The organism is Chitinophaga sp. sic0106 (assembly GCF_019219075.1).
Taxonomy (GTDB): domain Bacteria; phylum Bacteroidota; class Bacteroidia; order Chitinophagales; family Chitinophagaceae; genus Chitinophaga.
The window spans coordinates 236,934-254,291 of sequence record NZ_JAHUWJ010000002.1 but is presented as its reverse complement, the minus strand read 5'-3'; the positions used below and the strand labels follow the sequence as shown (position 1 = coordinate 254,291).

Genomic DNA, 17,358 nt, shown 5'->3' with positions numbered 1-17,358 from the left:
CAAAAGGGTCATTTTGACGTAAATGGGCATGAAAAATCCCTCGCCGGAAAACCAGCGAGGGAATGGGCAAAAATACACCGCATCTACTCAAAACGGTATCTTGAAAGAGGTGGACCTCTTTTTAATTATTTTGTGACCCCGGATTAAATCAGGCCTTCGGCCAGATTTAATCCGGGACGGGAGGCGCCGGTGGTGCGGTGAAAGTTCGACAACTGGCTTTCTCCGTTTAATCCGGGAGCGGCGCCCGGTGGCGCCTCTCCCTTGTGAACGCTCGACAGCCGGCTTTCAGGCTTTCGGGCAATTACTTTTTCCGTAACTGATACACCTCTGACCCTGCCAGCAGGAAGCATCCCAGTCCATAATCCTCAAAATCAGGGATTTTATCGTAGCTCACCGGCTGGCCGTCCTTTGGCTCTTTACCTGTGCTCTGTACCCAGCCCAGTGCCCCGTTAGGGTGCACACAATCTTTCAGCATCGCATTCCAGGCTTTGCTCAGCACCGGCAGGTACACCTTCCGGTCGATGATGCCTTTGTTGATACCCCAGGCCATACCGTATACAAACAGGGAAGTACCGGTGAGTTCCTGGCCAGGGTATTCTGTAGTGTCAGCCAAACTCACATTCCAATAGCCGTCTGCGCGCTGAATCGGCAGCAATGCTGCCAGCATATCTTTATAATCCTGCAGGTATTCTGCATAGTGAGGATCGGTTTTCGGCAGCTCCTCCAGGGTACGTACCAGGGCAGCTACCACCCAGCCATTGCCCCTGCTCCAATAACACTGTTTACCACCTGCGGAAGTATACGGCGGCACAAAATCCTTATCTCTCCACCACAACTTATCCGCCGGATTATATAACCCGTTTGTACCATGCTGATGTTTGGTATAGCTGTACATCCGGTACATAAAATCGAAGTAGCTGTTATCCTTATTATCCACGCCCAGCTTCACAAATACCGGCATTGCCATCTGAAGCGCATCTATCCACCACCAGTCGTCCACTTTGTCGGTGCTCTTCATATTGTCGATGGCGGCCTTTACTTCCCTGATATATTGCGGGTCTTTATCGATTCTATACAGGTCGATATAGGTTTGACCGGCGCAGATGTTGTCCGCGTTGCGCACCGTAGGTCCTCCCCAGAGGCCCCAGTTGTGACTCTTTCCCCAGTCCAGCGCATACTTTTTATAAGCGGGCTTTTTATCGATACTGTACAGGGCCATGAGTCCTTCGTAGTATACGGCTCTTGTCCAGAGGTTCGAAGGGCGTTCCTTTTTCACGAAAGTCGGCTTGCCGGGATCAGCATATTTATCCATGAAGTACTGGTTGGTGAGTTCCAGCGCTTTCAGTGTTTCCTTTTTGTTGGGCACCTGCTGGGCATTTGCCTGCAGGGTTCCGATCATCGTTAATGCTATCAGTATCTTTTTCATCTCAGGTAACTATTAAGCGTACATCCAGGTATTTGTTTCAGTCCTTCTACCACGGAGGCTGCGTTGAGTTCCGCGCCCTCTTTACCGGTGTGGGTATGGTCTCCTTTAAACAGCGGGGCTACTTTTTCTTTGCCCAGCACATCGTATTTATCAGCAATAATATTATTCAGGTCAATGAAGAATGCGCCGGTGGTATCGGCTGTTTGATGCGCCCACATGCCATAGTCGGCATTACCACGCTTGGCTTTGTCGCCGTTCCAGTTGTCGCGCGGCACCGGTGAGCAGATGATGGCGATGGCGCCTTTTGCTTTGGCTTCCGCCACATATTTGCGCATGTACCAACCATAAGTATGCACTACTTCCTGCTGCTTGCGGATAGGATTGTAAATTTCTTTCGACTCCTCTCCTATGCCGCGGATGGTGCCTCTTGCCCTGCTCGTATCGTCCAGCGGGCCGGCATCATTATGTCCGAACTGCATGATCACGTAGTCACCCGGTTTGAGATCTGCCAGAATTCTTTCCCAGCGGCCCTCTGTGAGGAAGGTGCGACTACTGCGGCCACCGATCGCATGATTCTGCACGTCTATTTTAGCAGTATCAAAAAAACTACCTATCAGCGTACCCCAGCCCCATTGACCGGTGGTACCTTTACCATCGCCGTTTTTCACGGTGCTATCACCGATAATGTACAACACTGGCTTATTCACCTGCACAAAAGCGCTCATGATCAGGCACATGGCAGCCAGGCTCAGATATTTTAATGTCTTCATGGTTTTACGATTTTGATGTTAGGCTTCGCAGGCGCTTTCATGCCTTGTCCCAGGTGATAGCCGGTGTGTGGCGGCTGGTTGTAGCCCACGTTCTGCCAAACAATGCTCAGGCGGTACTGCGGGTCCTGCATGAGCGTATACAATTTCACGTCAGTGGGTATGGTGGTGGAAAAAATGCGCAGCTCTTTGTTATCTGCGGTGCGGTAGATCACTTCTTCGCGCCAGTCGCCAAACAGATCGGCGGACAGTACCGGGTTCGATTTAGTACCATTGTTACTTACACAGCCGTACTCCCGTGCATCCAGCAGTCGGTTAGCTTTGGTGTTGGCGTAGTCCCATTTATCGATTGTAGTACCATTGAGCAGCTCACTCAGTACATCTCCATCCCAGTAAATACCCATGTTGCAGGAAGGGGGCACTTTTTCGGAGATCACATTTCCTTTGGCGTCGAAGAGTCCTCTGATACCGGCACCTGCCACCCAGCATTCAGAACCTGGGTAGCGGGGATCTATGTCCAGCGCGAGTCCGCGGCCGGGGCCTTCACCATCATCACCGGCTTTTACAGAAGCTTTTTTCCAGAGGATTTCTCCGGTGCGGGCATCGCGGAAGCTGGCGCCGGCATCATCAAAGCGTTCCTGAATATCGAATATTTCGAGGCCGGGATGTTCCGGGTCCAGGTCAGTTACATGCAGTGCATCACCGTGACCGAGGCCGGTGGAATAAAGCCCCTGGCCGTTATCGTCGATGACCATGGCGCCGTATACAATTTCGTCTTTGCCGTCATTATCTACATCAGTAACGGTGAGGTTATGGTTGCCCTGCCCTCTGTACTTGCGGTTTTTGCCTCCTGGCTCATCGCTGTCGAATGTCCAGCGGTGGGAGATTTTACCGGCTTTATAATCCCAGGCTGCGAGTACGGTGCGGGTGTAATAACCGCGTGTCATCACAATGCTGGGGTGCTTACCATCGAGGTAGGCTATACAGCCGAGGAAGCGGTCCATGCGGTTACCGTAACCATCGCCCCAGATAGCTTTGAGCTCTTCTGTGGTAGGTGTGAGTGACGATGGGTGGCGTGCAGGGATATAATCGGTAGTGGCCATGGCCTTACCCGTTTTGCCGTCGAATACGGTGAGGTATTCGGGGCCGGCTAAAATATATCCGTTTGCGTTACGATAGTCTTTCGTGCTGTCGCCTATTACATTGCCGAGTGCGTCCATGGAGCCGTCGGCCGTTTTCATCACTACTTCCACGCGACCGTCGCCATCGAGGTCATATACCAGGAACTGTGTATAGTGGGCACCTTCGCGGATATTTTTACCGAGGTTGATGGTCCACAGCAGCGTTCCATCCATTTTATAGGCCTGGAACACCGGTGGATCTGTCAGACCTGCATGAGAGTTATCATGTGCTTTACCGGTGGCATGGAGGATGATATCGTACGCACCATCTCCGTCTACATCACCTACGGAACCGTCGTTAGCGGAATAGCCTTCGGGGAGTTGCAGTGGTATAGATAAATATGGCTTACTACCGGTATTTTTTGTAAAGACTTCGCTGCTTTCTTTTTCTTTACCATTCACCACCATTTTCACCTGGTAGCGGAGGGTAGCGGCTGTGTCGGCGGCTTTATCCAACAGCCAGGTAACGGCTTTTACTGGTTGGTTATTGATTTTTACGTTGCCCCGGTATACGTTGAAGGCAGCGTTATCCGGATCGGTTACCAGTGAGCGCCAGCTAATGAAGTTCCCTCCTTCCGGTGCTGCAATAGCTACCACACCTCTGTTGAGGTATTCCATATTTCGTTGTGCCGTTGCCGTTACAGGGAGCAACAGGAGGCCCCATAAAAGATGTTTCATTACTCGTTGATTTGAACGTTTTTCGAGTCGGTTACCTGAAAAGGTTTCTTATCGGCGGCGCTGAGTTTACTATTGGTGATATTCCAGTTTTGCACTTGTGTGAGCGTACCTTTACTTTCTGCACTGATGTCTAGCTGATCGAAGCTGAAATCCTCCAGTGGTGATGAAGGCAGGCCTTGTGCCGTGATAATACGGCGTACATCTGTAGCTTTAATGTTGCTCACATGCACGTTGCGGAAATGAGGCGTACCACGATCGGGTGTTACCTGCATCAGCATGGTTTTCCAATGAACAGGAATAGAATCCGGGTTGTAACCTTCAGGTAAGGTGGAGTAGCTGTAGGCGGGGTTCCAGTTCATGGTGAAGTGGAAGGCCGTGGTTACATGCTCCATTGTGATGTTGGTGAAATAGATATCTTCTACAATACCACCACGGGTGGTAGCTGATTTGATATGAAAACCGTTGGTGGTACCTTTTGCTTCCAGGTCGGTAGCGAGTACATGGCGGATGCCACCGGAAGTTTCGCTGCCGAGGGTGAGCAAGCCGCCGCCCCTGCGGGCAATGCATTTACGGATGACTACATATTCAGTAGGTCTGTTTACACGGAGGCCATCATAATCACGGCCTGCCTTTAAACAGAAGTCATCGTCGTTACAGTCGATGTCGCAGTTCTGCACCAGTACCCAGGTGGAGGAATCCACATCGATACCGTCGGTGCTGGGACCGGTACCATCTTCGTTGTTGCGGATGACCACACCATCCACAGTGATGCGGGTGGAATACAGCAGGTGAACGGTCCAGAAGCCGGCATTTTTGATGGTTACTTTGGAAAGGGTGACATCCTCGGATTCCTGTACCAGCACGGTGCGTACGCGCTTACTGTCGTAATCTACAATCCAGCGAAGTCCTTTTGGTTCGTAGTCTTCCTTACGCATTTTCCAGTATTTATCCCAGCAAAACCGGCCACGGGCGTTGATCACGCCTTCACCTTCCAGGGAAGCGTTTTTCACTTTCAGCAGGTTGATCATCGCAGCAGGCCATCTCATTTCGATGCCGGCAATACGGGTGTCGATTTCGGGATAATCCTCAAAACGCTGGGAGCCCAGCAGGGTAACACCCTTGTCTATACGTAAACGAACATTATTTTTTAGAAAGATGGAGCCAGTTACATAGGTACCTGGCTTGAATGCCACAATACCACCACCTTTGGCGGCACAGGCATCAATAGCTTTCTGTATAGCTTTGGTATTAACGGTAACGGTATCATTTACCGCACCATAAGTATTGGCATAATATACCGTTGTGCCTTTTGGAACGGAGGCGGCACCCACCTTTTTCACCCAGTCTAACTGTTGCGCATGCACGGAAAGGGTAAATAAGCAAAGTATCAGTAACGCGGATCTCATCATAACGGTAATTATCGGTGATCAAAATACAAGTTCAATTTTGTGAAACTATCCTGTGCCTACCTGTATAACTACCGGGGAAGTTGGTCAAATATGGCTTTACTTACTTTAAAGACAGATCCATGGCGGATGCCGGCAGGCAGCTGTAATTTATCGGATTCGTCCTGGCGGCCCTCTCCTGTTACTTTTACGAGGCCGTATTTATGGTCGCGGTACTTATCAAAATACACCAGCCAGCCGTTACTGGTATGCAAGGCGGTGGGTCCTTCCGCCCAGTAATTGCCGGTAATGGGTGATCCTGTCATTACATATCCTCCGGTGAGCTTTTTACTGTAGGCTACGCGAAGGTTTTTAGCAGGCGGATAGCGGGTTTCATCCTTAAAAAACATCACCCACTGATGACCATCCTGTTGAATGGTGGCATCAATACAATTAAATCCCGGATCGTACAGCAACGCCGCTTTTGAATATTGCTTAAAATCCTTTGTGAGCGTATAATACAGCCGGTGATTATACTTATCATCCCCGCTGGTGTCACCCGCTTGGAAACGACCAGGTATAGTGGTAGCCCAGTAAATCATATACTTTTTACTTCCAGGATCATACATAATTTCAGGCGCCCAGCAGTTCTTGGCTGTTGGTTCATGTTCCATTACCGGCACTGTTTGCTGTGCGCTCCAATGGATCAGGTCCGGAGAGGAAGCGTAACCAATAGTCCGTTCATTCCAGCTCACCGTCCATACCATATGGAATAATTTATCCGGCCCCTGGATGATGCAGGGGTCCCGCATGAGTTTATCTTTACCGGCAGTAGGTTTCAGCAGGGAGCTATCCCCGTTGAGGGCAACCCATTTATAACTGTCCCGACTATACGCCAGGTGCAATCCATCCTTTCCGTTATCTTTAAAATAGCAGAACAGGTATACGGAATCCTGCGCAACTGCGGATATACTTACAAATGTTAAAAGCAGCAACAACCATCTCTTCATAAAAAAATATTTTACCTGCATAAGGTGAGGGACATGAGCCCGATTACTACATCATTTGCCTGGGTGTGCACACTTAGTGTGGCCAGTGTTTTATCAGGTTGCAAACGCATTTGCAAAACTGTGGCTGCGCCACCGTCTACCGCCCTGGTAGAATACCCTTTGATGGATGCATACTGCTGCATCCCTTGCGAAAACTCACCCTGCCTCAGGTAGAGTCTTTCCGGCACTGGTGCGTCGGTGGTAAACGCTTTGCCATCATTGAGCAGATCCTGTTCGATAGGCCACCAGTTCTGCGGATTGCGCAGCAGTAGCGTATCGCTGGAACCGTCCGTATAGGCAACCCTTACAAAACCATTGGTAAGGCGACTCTGCATCGCATTGGTACTACCAGCCATGAGCAGCCAGGCGCCTTTCGCCTTGCCGCTGAGCGCGATGTTTACGCTATCAGGATAGTTGTCCCACAGGGACGTATAAACGATATTTTTTTCTGAAACATTTCCAGGCGTTTGGAATGGAACACCAGCGGCATTGTGCACCTCATTAGCTGCGCCTGCTGTGGCTCTCAGTCCGCTGTCATCGATATTAGCAGTAGCCAATGGATAGCACCAGTTACCTATTCCCTGCGTTGGCAGCTGCAAGGTAGGGACCACAGGACGCGGACTTAAATACTGTTGCTGGAAGATGTCGGTAACTTTACTGTTGAAGTATTTTTCCAATGCCACTTTCTCATAGCTGGTGCCATAATCTGCCTTTGCAGTGACTGGTTCCTCCGGACGAAAGCTCCTTCCGGGCATCCACCAGGTGAACCCATCTTCTTCGAACTTATCAAAACTCACCAGCTGCATCTGCTTGCGGCCTGCCAATTCCAGCTTGCGCGCGATATGCTTTGGTGGGGTAGTTACCACCACCTCATAACTGGCCGCGAGCGGCAGTGTTATCTCCATCGCAGCACCACCTATGGCATCTGCCACTGGCTTATAACTCACAGGCTTACCATTTACAGTTATTTTTATTCCGGTAGTCACAGGGGCAGGAATGATCATGCTTACCTGTAATTCCTTTCTGAAGGAAGGTTTGATAACATATTTCCTCTGTGCATATCTACCCGCATAGGTAAACGTTATATCCGGTGTTTGAATGGATGCATTATTCCATGCGGCCGGGAATCCTGGTTTCAACAGCAGTTTACCATTCAGCGCATCCGGCTGAATTCCAAACAACCCTTCCACCAGTGAACGCGCAGCCATTGCTACCGGGTCCGCAAAGTCTCTGTACAGTTCCCCTCTGATCGCATCTTCCTTTGCCAGCTGTTCAAAATTCCCCGGCGATGATCCCATGAACATACTTTCTACCAGGGCACTGCGCCAGAGCTGATACGCCTTTTCCGGGTTACCACCCTGCCAGTAAGCAAGGGAAGTATGCAGGTTTTCGGCCAGCGCTACGTTGTTGAGCGACCACGTATAGGGTTGCCAGTTAGTAGTACTGAGCAGGTACATATCTTTAGCAACAGCAATATGCGGAATATATTCGTCTATATAACGCAGGCAGGAGTATGCCTGAAAAGGATCTGCCACTTTGGAATCCAGCGCGTGGTAGATCGTCCATAGTCCGGCATTAGGATGCAATAGTTGCTTGCCCATTTTATCCTTATACTCTGCAAACCAGCCCTTATCCGGCATCCACAGCTGTTGCTGCATCGCTGCCAGTATATGCTCCGCCTCTTTTGCATAAGGGGCAGGATCTTCTCCTATCAGTTTGGCCAGCTTAGCAGCCGTAGCATTCGAGAAATAATTATAGGCAGATGAATGGGTAACGCCACCAGCATTGTACTGTAACGCATCACTGGCCCATATGCAGGCGTAGGCATCATACAGCCCATCCCCATCGGCATCAAAATTTCTTTTTTCCCACGCGAGGTGACGGGTAATCACCGGCCACATTTCTTTCACATAGGCGGTGTCGCCCGTCCAGTTGAAATGGCGCAGCAGCTGGTCAATGAACACCAGGTTCATATCGTAGTGGTGCGCACGTATGTCGCCATTCGGATTGCGGCAGATGTAGCCGTCGCTGAACATCGCCGTCCCGATTTTTTCCAGTTGCCTGGCCAGGTGCAGGTTGGTATCTGCCACCACTCCCAGTGTAGGCGGTACCGTTACCTGACTTTTGGCATAGCTGGAAAAATGTTCCCGTGCGCGGTCGTGCCAGCCGAGGGCATCGCCAGCGTAGGCGCCTCTCCATGCGTTGAGCCGCATGCGCCAGGCCACCGCCCCATGCAGAAAAGTAGGACTTTCCCAGATCGCGTCTGCCGCCAGCGCGAGGGCGCTACCCAAATTATTGATATAGGAGTCCGGTGTACTTACTTTAATACGGTCCGCAATATTCCTGGCTGCTGCTTTCGTTTGTTCAAACAAACCGGATAAGGCCACCGGTTGTTCACCTGTGTTCAGGGAGATGTCAGTCACCCCGTTGGTCAGCGGCAACTGACCGACTAATATCGCGGCGCGTGTATCCCTCGCCGTTAAGGCAGCTGGAAGCTGTTCGGCTTGTTGCAATCCGTTAGCATCACCAATAGCCAGTGTGGTACCTTTGGGGAACGATCCGGCTATGGCCTTACCGTTAGCAAGCTTCAGCCTGAACTGATCCGGCAGCAATTCATAAGTATTGCCGGCGCAATTAGCCGCATGGAGATCAAACAGGTTGGGGGAATCCGCACCAATATCACCGTCGCGACTAAACTTTTTTCCGCTGGCGCCACCATATACACAATAGAGCGTTACACCGGCGGGCAGTTGCTGCGCATTAAACCGGGCAACCAGCCCCTCTGCGCCATACAAGGCCATTACCGTCAGCGTAAGCTTGCCGGGGCCTAAAACAGGATCGGAAATCACGTACTGCATAGCACCATGCCCATACCGGGAAGTGATATCCGCTGCCTCATTCAGCCACTTGATATTTTTCCCTTTTTTGACCGCAAACTTCAGATTTCCGCCCATTCCGGGCAGGTACATGGCAAACAGGGGCTTGTCGCCGGCCTCCACACGGAAGCCGCTATTACCACCATACAGCGCACGATTAAACTTCAGCGCACCGTTATGAATCACGAAATCGCCTCCCTGCGGCTGGTAACGCATTTCGCGTTGTGCAGCCGCAGTAGCGGTGATCAGGCAGCAACCTGCTGCTATTAAAATATCTTTGTAAATCCTTCGCATTTCACTTTCCATTGTCCGTTGTCAGGGAATCCGTTTGTAAGCGTAGGGTCCGCCGCCGTACCGGCGCACATCATGGCGATGGCGCTGAGCAGTCCCCCGTTTCCAGGCAGGTAAATGGTGAGTCGCTCATCCTGGAAGTTATGTCCGTTTACCAGGTAGGTATTGGTACGGATAGGCTTCAGCAGCGCCTGCACCGCTCTTTCCGGCTGGTGCAGCCTGGTGGCCGCCATGGCAGTCAACGGAAAATCCCAGCCCCACGTATCATCCCATCTCCACTTATCCCAAACCAAATCCAAGGTACGCCGCATAGTAGCGGTATCCAGGGCAGGACTACCAGGGATACTGGCATAGGCACCCAACACCGCCGGGTGATCCCCGAGATAACGGGTGTTCGTGTAACCGTCGGGGTTACTCTCTGCCGGTAAATACACTCCATTTAACACAGGCAATGGAGCCAGCTGTGCACAAACGGCATCCCATTTGGCTACACGTGGCAAGCCGGCTCTTTCCCGCCACTGTTGTGCGGTTTGCAATGCCCAATGCCAATAGGCGAGTTCATAAGTAGGATTAAAAGTTTGTAGAGGATCAAAACATTCCTGTGCAGGAATCAGCCCTGGTCCCAGGTTGTAGCGGTGCTTCACGGAATCGTAGCTGGCATAATCAGCCATGAACTCCGCCGTTTTATACACCAGGTCCGCATACTTCTTAATTACCTCCGCGGAGTGTTGCTTACTCTGGTACAGCAACTCAGTCATGTAAATAAAATGCGGTTGCTGCCATAACAGGAACGCACCTACGGAAGATGGTGATTCATCACCGCTGTGGTCCACCATTTTCTGCCAGCGCAGGCCGCTGTAGTGCTGCCTGTCCGCCAGTTTCTCCGCCTTGACTGATACCGTTCTGTACCAGTCCAAACTCTTCTCCATCAGCTCCGGACGCCCCCATAAAGCAAAATGAACGGCATGCCACCAATGCATTTCCAGGTGAGGCTTGCCATACCAGCTGTTGTAGGTTAGCCCGGTTTCCTGCGGTGGAAAATTACCGGAACACTGCAGCTTGGTAAGGTATTCAGATAACACCACCCTGCGCTCCACTTCTTTTGCACGCGGGTCAGTGCTGCCTGCAAAGTCTACCGCGGCACCACTTTCCCAAAATTGCTTCCAGCCTGCAATGCTGCTCCGCTCCACCTGGTCAGCAGTCGTAAAATTAGCTGCGCGACTGGCAGTATATTGCACCGTAAAATTCAAATCCTTTGCACCGGCCGGCTTTACTTCATACGCATGCAAACCCGCTTTTACCAATGCAGCACTGCCTCCCACACTAATAAACCATTGGTTGGTATCTGCCGCACAGGCAATGGAACTACCGCTCAGCGAAGTACGTAATTTCGTATATCCTTTAAAGTTATCTCCACCGTCTTTCCAGCCACCTGCAGGCTCAGGTACGCGTATGAGCACACGCAGCCGGTTTCCGGCTACCAGCGGCGACTTCACCTGGAAGCCCACCATATCCCGATCCTGGTGGCAACTGGTAGTCACCTCCACAGGCACACCTTCTACAGTAAACTTACTGGTGATAATGCCGGTATATAAATCCAGCTCCTGCCTGATCTGTTTAATATCGGCAGCCGTAGCCAGACTTTTATCCTTCAGGGTAATTTCCATGCCCACACTTCCCAGCTGCAAACGATGCGGGTTGATGCGGAAATAATCGCAGGCATCACGGTTGCGGTCCGGCGATTTTATCTGTACGGAATAAGGCCTTTCCTTTCCCTGTAAATCATAATTTCTTAATGTTTCCTCAAATTGGTAGTGGTTGGTATTGGGAAAGCTGTGCCATCCCCATTCCGACTGCGTACCCAAAGGCACGCCCCCAGCGTATAGCGCGGGAAAAGACTGCATGCCGGTAGCATCCACTGTAAAAGCAAATTTTCCGTTGCCCACCGACAGCGACGACAGGCTGTCTATCTGTTGTATCTGCACATTATGGCGGGTAACCACCTCATGGCGATTGATACGTTGTGCTTCGCTGAGGTGGGCAATACCCAGCAAAAGCCCGATCATATAGGTTCTCATAATAACTCGTTTACCTTTGGTCTGTTGAACTGCTGGGCATTACCGGCCGACTTAGGCAGTCCAAAATAGAAAAATAAAGTACGTGTGTGCATCCCCGTTGGATGGTTTAATTCGCTGGCAGGGCCTAAGGCAGCAGTGCCGTTTGTGATATTAAAAGCCAGCTTGGTGCCTACGGGAGGAATGGTTTCCAGGAAGGAGATATCGCCGGAAGGTAACCCAGGGTTAGGCTTCACATCTTTCACTCCGTAAAATTCAAACAGGCGCACATACAATCCGGGATCGGAAGTTCCTGCGTAAAACTTACCCTGTACGGTATTAAACTCCATCCAGGTGATATCAGAAAAATAGCCTTTAAACTCCGGGAACTGCCATGGCGCGGAGCCCGCAGCAGCATTGTTATAAGCGTTTTCCCATACATCCAGGGTTACACCCTGTAGTCTGTTTTTCCAAACCCTGTAAGGGCCTTTACCCAGCCATTTGGCGCTGAGCATGTATTGTTCCGGATAATTGAAACTCACCCCTGCGAAAGGTGCGTCGCGCTTGAGCTCCCAGTTATATTCCATGCGCAGCCAGCCGTTGTTGTCCATGTACCATTTCACCTCTTTCATGTCGCCGTTGTAATGGAACACCACGGTATCTCCCACCACCTGCATATCCTCCGCAGTGGCTTTGCCGGAAGTGAATACCGGCCCACCGGTAAACGACAATTGATCAGCGGCCGCATTGCGCACGCTCCTGATCATGCCGGTACCACGGTCGAATAATACGGTTACCTGTCCACCGGTAAGGGTTACACTGCTATCAGTAGTAGTAACAGTACCAGCACCGGTTGCGGTACCTGTCAGGTCTTTTATCAATACGGAGGCGGGCTTCACATGCCATACCCAGGTATATAACTCATGACCCAATGGATCGGTAGCGGTTAAACTCAGTGCATCGTAATTTTTCCAATCGGCAGGCAGGTTCAGTTGAATATTACCTTTTGCCACCGGCGCCACATCTGGCGCTGTTGCCTGTCCGGATTTCATTACAAAATTGCCGCTCTGGGAGTCAAAGGGCTTGCGATAATTACGTAGTTCCCATTTATAACTGCACTTATTCAGGTTCGTGAAATTGTACCTGTTCTCCACCGGTATCTCCCCGGAAAAATTAGCTGGCAGCTGTTGCATATCTATTTTTACGGGAGAATAAATTTCTCTCGCTGCCCAAAAGCTGCCTTCTTTTTCGCGGTGAGGGCCCAGCAAACCATCCGGCGCATTAATGCCGTTTACATCAATGATGTTATGCTGATCTCTTCTCACCACACCCTCATCCAGCATAGCCCAGATGAAGCCACCAGCGCCCAATTTAGCGTTCCAGTGCAGGTCCCAGAATTCTTTAAGGGCAGCAGCGCCACCGCCATCGTCCTGCGCATGCAGGAACTCCGTTGGCATATAGATGCTGGTATCCTCCAGGATTTTTTTAGTGCTGTAGTAATCTTCGTAGTGGTTGCAGTCAATGCCGTTAAACTGGTTACCAGGGCGGTGATGCGCATGTATCACCGGGCGGGCGGACAAATCATATTTCCCGTAATCATCATCCAGCTCTTTGTTGTGACCACCTTCGTTACCATTGCTCCAGAAAATAATGCTGGGATGGTTTACATCTCTCTCCACCATTTCCTTCACCAGCGGTTCACCGGCTTTGGTGCTGTAAGCTTTTTGCCAGCCTGCCAGCTCATCGATCACATAAATACCAAGGCTATCACAATACTCGAGGAAACGCTTATCCGGCGGGTAATGCGAGCACCTTACGGCGTTCATATTCATTTCCTTTATCAGCAGTGCGTCCTGCAGTTGTATGCTGTCGTTCAGGGTACGACCGGTTTCCGGCCAGAAGCAGTGACGGTTAATCCCCTTCACTTTTATCTTCACTCCATTCACGTAAATACCATCCTGGCGGCGCACTTCAATGGTCCTGAATCCAAATTTTTCTGATAAACTGTGAATAGTTTTTCCACCACGTTGTAACTGCAAAGTATACTTATACAACTCCGGTGTTTCCGCACTCCAGGTGGCCGGGGCGTTTACACTACCTTCCAGTAAGGTTTTGGAAGATGCCGGTGCTTTTATTTCAGTTACTTTCTTTCCTGCTTTGTCGGTAATAGTGGCCAGCAGCATATCGCCAGGCTTTGCCTCTGTGAGCTCAGCCTGTATACGCAGGTCACCATTAGCCTTAGCATCTACGGCTACCTGCTTGATATGTGTAGCCGGCAATACTTCCAGGAATACCGGTCTGAAAATCCCACCAAACACCCAGTAGTCGGCCAGGCGCTCCGCATTGTTCACCGATGCGTCGGCGGACATTTTGCTCACCGTCACTTCCAGCGTATTAGTGGCTCCGTATTTCAGCAAGGAAGAGATATTGTAGCGGAAGCGGTAGAAGCTGCCCTGGTGGATAGCTCCGGCGGATACACCGTTTACTTTTACTTCTGCATCCGTCATCACGCCATCAAATACAATATTGATCGTTTGTCCTTTCCAGTTAGCAGGTACCTGGAAGGTGTGTTTGTATAATCCCTGTTCGTCAGCGAAGCGGAAATTCTTTCCGTAAGTTTTATAATCCCTGCCATAATTGTAGCTACCAAAGCCTTGCTGCTCCCAGCAACTGGGCACTGCAATCCTTGTCCAGGTGCCGCTGTTGCGGCCGCCGGTGCAATAGAAGTCCCATTGCACCGTTGGGTTATTATCTTTGCCCGACAGGTATTGAATTAGTGTAGATTGAGCATAGGTTTGTCCACTCAGCAACATACCCAGCAGCACTGCAAGTTTCCGTTTCATTATTGTCGTGGTTTATTTATACTGAAGTCAATGAGTTTACGTTGAGGCGTTAGCGTTACTTTATCTAATAAGCCGGATGGTGTTGGCTGCCATCCTTTGGTGGTGAATAACCCGTCCTCACCGCGGTTTTCCGGGAGCCGTGCCGGCATATTGATGTTATAGAATTTTTTCCACTGCACACCTTTTTTCTCCAGCGCAATCATACGATTGGCCATACCATTGGTCACGAGAATACGCAGTTCATTATTTTCTTTGAACGCACTGGCCGGAATCATTACGCTATAATCAGGTCCCAGCAAGGTAGTAATACTTTTGCCATTCAAAAATACTTCTGCTGTTTCGCCTACTTTTCCCAGGTTCAGCTCCCAGGCATCCACATTGCGTTGTGGCTTTTTAATGTTGATGGTATAAGCGGCTGTTCCGGAAAACTCATTAGCATGCGCTACCTGTAAGTCGGTCCAGGAGCCTGTTTTAGTGGTGATGGTTCCTTTCGGAATTTCCGGACCACCTTGCAGGAACTGCAGTTGCCAGTTGCCGGTAATTTCTTCCGGCAGGCCTGCGGAGATCATGTAAGGGTAAGCAGCAGCGGTAGATTTTTCATTCGAGGTTTGTAAGATGCAGCTCTCTCCGGCTTTCAGGTGCATATATACTTTCTGGCCCATCGTGTGTGCTACTCCTGCTTCCTGTGTCATCGGGTTATACTGGACAATTGAAGCAAATGGTGTAGCCAGTGTGATGTAACTCCAGTATTCCTTGCCGGTGGTGTTGGCAATAAAGTAGGTATGGCCTTTGTCCCAGCTGCGGCGTTCGAAGCTGAGGCCGTTCATTTCTTCTTTCACGATACCGGCTGCACGCATTAGCTCCGACAGGTGGTTGTTAAGCGCAGAGTTATTATTGGCGCTGATTTCCGCCAGTGTTTTCTGGAAAGCAGCCCGTTTATTTTCCAGGTTATGATAACCGGTTACATCCGCAGGCAGGTTTTCGAAGAAGAGTATCTTAACGCCGGACTTAGCCAGGGCATTGAGTTTCTGTAATGTTTCCAGGGGCAGGTATTTTACATCTGCCAGCAGGATGGCTTTGTATTTACCACCTGGCATCTGCACCTTTCCGTCAGCAGCTTTGCTTTCCAGTATTTGCCGGTCGGATACCATGTCGAAGGTCCATCCTTCTCTCAGCATTTCTTCTGCGACTTCTTCAAAGTAGGTACCGGAAAATCCTTCCATCCCATCAAAGTGGTGCAGCATGTCTCTGCCAGGCTGCATGTTACGGTCGTGGAAAGGGAAATACAGCAGTACATCATTATCCGGCTTTCCTGCCTGTAAAAAGCTCTGGCAACGTGCTACGTATTCATTGAGGGTATGAAAATCCTTCCAGAAGGAATTGGCAGGCGTAAAGTGCACTGCTGCATAAAACAACCATCCCGGATAGGGTTCATTCTGCGGAGAGTAGTTGGTTCCGTGATAGAAGATGTGGTTAACCCCTCCCACGAAATATTTGTCCATTGCAAGTTTTACATCTCCCAAAGAAGATTTGAAATGCTCCCCTAACCAGGTAGCCGCTTCCGCACTGGCGAAGGGTTTACCACTCACGTGTGCGGCAGAGGAGGCAAATTTGAAACGTAAAATTTCCGTGCCTTCAGTTTCGGGAATATCAATGGTTTCATACAGGTCAAATATATTGGACGGCGAGCCATGGCTTTGGTTGCGGATCAGCTTTCCCTGTGCTTTTGCCCAGCTATGCCATGGCTGCGTGAATTTTTCCAGGAGCAGATCAGAGATCGTCATGCGGTAATCATAGAGTACACGCAGGTGATCCTGACTATTATCTTTTGCCAGCAGGAGTGGCAGTACAGTACGAAGGTCATAACCGCGGAGGCGCTGGAATTCTTTGAAGAATTCAGGTGTCCAGTTGGCCTGTCCGCGTGCGTCATCTACTTCATAGGAGTCGTTGAAGTAGCTGCGCAGGGTAGCGGTATTTCTGCCTTTGAAGGCTTCATCAAATTTTGCGAGGTAGTGTTGCAGGGCGGGTAAGGAAAAGTGATCAATGGCGAGGCCTTCTCCACCAGGGGCGGCCCTTTCCACCATTTTACCATGCCAGCCCATGAAGAGGGCGTAGATGGTTACATCTTCCGGGGCATTCCAATTAAGGCGTCCATCGGAAGTTACGTATTGGGTTACATCGGTTACGGTGCCTTTGCTGTTATAAGCAAGCACGGATTGCAGGGGTAGCGGCTTTCTGAATCGCACCTGATCGATGGCCAGTTCCTGCAGATTTTTATTGGCACTGATGGGCTCCAGTACTTTTGTATCCGGCGGCAGCGGTTTAGGATTTGCGCTGCGCAACATTGGTTCCTGGATAAATTCTAATTTATCAGAAAGGCTGGCGCCTTTCTTCAACTCAAATTTTTTATACGTTACATACTTGCTGGCATCTTCATTTGTTACCCATGGTCCACCGAATGGCCAGCCGGTGCCGGTAGCCATATCGATTCCCATATTAAGTCTGGAAGCCTCGGTGAGGGTGTATTCCAGCATGGTCATCCACGAAGGGGAAAGAAAAGGTCTGAATTTCGCCTCTGTACCTTTCACACCATAGATCGGTGTGATTTCGAGTCCACCGAGGCCAGCCTTTGCATACTGCTCCATGGCTGCGGTGAGCCCGGAGGAGTCTACAGCACTACCCTCCCACCACCAGCGTGTCCATGGTTTAGCCGTTTGCGTGATAGCGGGCCATTGTACCTGGGCTTGAGCGGCATAGTTACATACGAGGAGGGCGGCAATCTGTAATACTTTTTTCTTCATCTCAACA

Annotated in this window: 9 protein-coding genes; all 9 read right to left on the bottom strand. The window is 50.4% G+C overall.

Annotated elements, in window-relative coordinates; translation table 11 throughout:
- Positions 1 to 301: 301 nt before the first annotated feature.
- Positions 302 to 1,426: a glycoside hydrolase family 88 protein gene (locus KW844_RS03805; protein WP_218375387.1), complete on the bottom strand. Its 1,125-nt coding sequence runs from the start codon at positions 1,424 to 1,426 to the stop codon at positions 302 to 304.
- Positions 1,423 to 2,196, bottom strand: a complete 774-nt coding sequence (locus KW844_RS03800; protein WP_218375386.1) for a rhamnogalacturonan acetylesterase — start codon at positions 2,194 to 2,196, stop codon at positions 1,423 to 1,425. Before KW844_RS03800 ends, KW844_RS03805 begins: the two co-directional genes overlap by 4 nt.
- Positions 2,193 to 4,052: a rhamnogalacturonan lyase gene (locus KW844_RS03795; RefSeq protein ID WP_218375385.1), complete on the bottom strand. Its 1,860-nt coding sequence runs from the start codon at positions 4,050 to 4,052 to the stop codon at positions 2,193 to 2,195. Before KW844_RS03795 ends, KW844_RS03800 begins: the two co-directional genes overlap by 4 nt.
- Positions 4,052 to 5,461, bottom strand: a complete 1,410-nt coding sequence (locus KW844_RS03790; RefSeq protein WP_218375384.1) for a glycoside hydrolase family 28 protein — start codon at positions 5,459 to 5,461, stop codon at positions 4,052 to 4,054. Before KW844_RS03790 ends, KW844_RS03795 begins: the two co-directional genes overlap by 1 nt.
- Before the next feature lie 68 nt (positions 5,462 to 5,529).
- The gene (locus KW844_RS03785) at positions 5,530 to 6,447 is read right to left on the bottom strand and encodes a glycoside hydrolase family 43 protein (RefSeq protein ID WP_218375383.1); all 918 of its coding nucleotides are present in this window, start codon (positions 6,445 to 6,447) and stop codon (positions 5,530 to 5,532) included.
- Between the two features lie 11 nt (positions 6,448 to 6,458).
- Complete coding sequence (locus KW844_RS03780) at positions 6,459 to 9,656, bottom strand: DUF4450 domain-containing protein (RefSeq protein ID WP_218375382.1); 3,198 nt, start codon at positions 9,654 to 9,656, stop codon at positions 6,459 to 6,461.
- A complete protein-coding gene (locus KW844_RS03775) occupies positions 9,629 to 11,731 on the bottom strand; it encodes a hypothetical protein (protein ID WP_218375381.1) in 2,103 nt (700 codons plus the stop codon). Before KW844_RS03775 ends, KW844_RS03780 begins: the two co-directional genes overlap by 28 nt.
- The gene (locus KW844_RS03770; protein WP_218375380.1) at positions 11,728 to 14,550 is read right to left on the bottom strand and encodes a glycoside hydrolase family 2 TIM barrel-domain containing protein; all 2,823 of its coding nucleotides are present in this window, start codon (positions 14,548 to 14,550) and stop codon (positions 11,728 to 11,730) included. Before KW844_RS03770 ends, KW844_RS03775 begins: the two co-directional genes overlap by 4 nt.
- On the bottom strand, positions 14,550 to 17,351 hold the full coding sequence (locus KW844_RS03765) for a glycosyl hydrolase (RefSeq protein ID WP_218375379.1): 2,802 nt from the start codon (positions 17,349 to 17,351) through the stop codon (positions 14,550 to 14,552). Before KW844_RS03765 ends, KW844_RS03770 begins: the two co-directional genes overlap by 1 nt.
- Positions 17,352 to 17,358 lie beyond the last annotated feature (7 nt).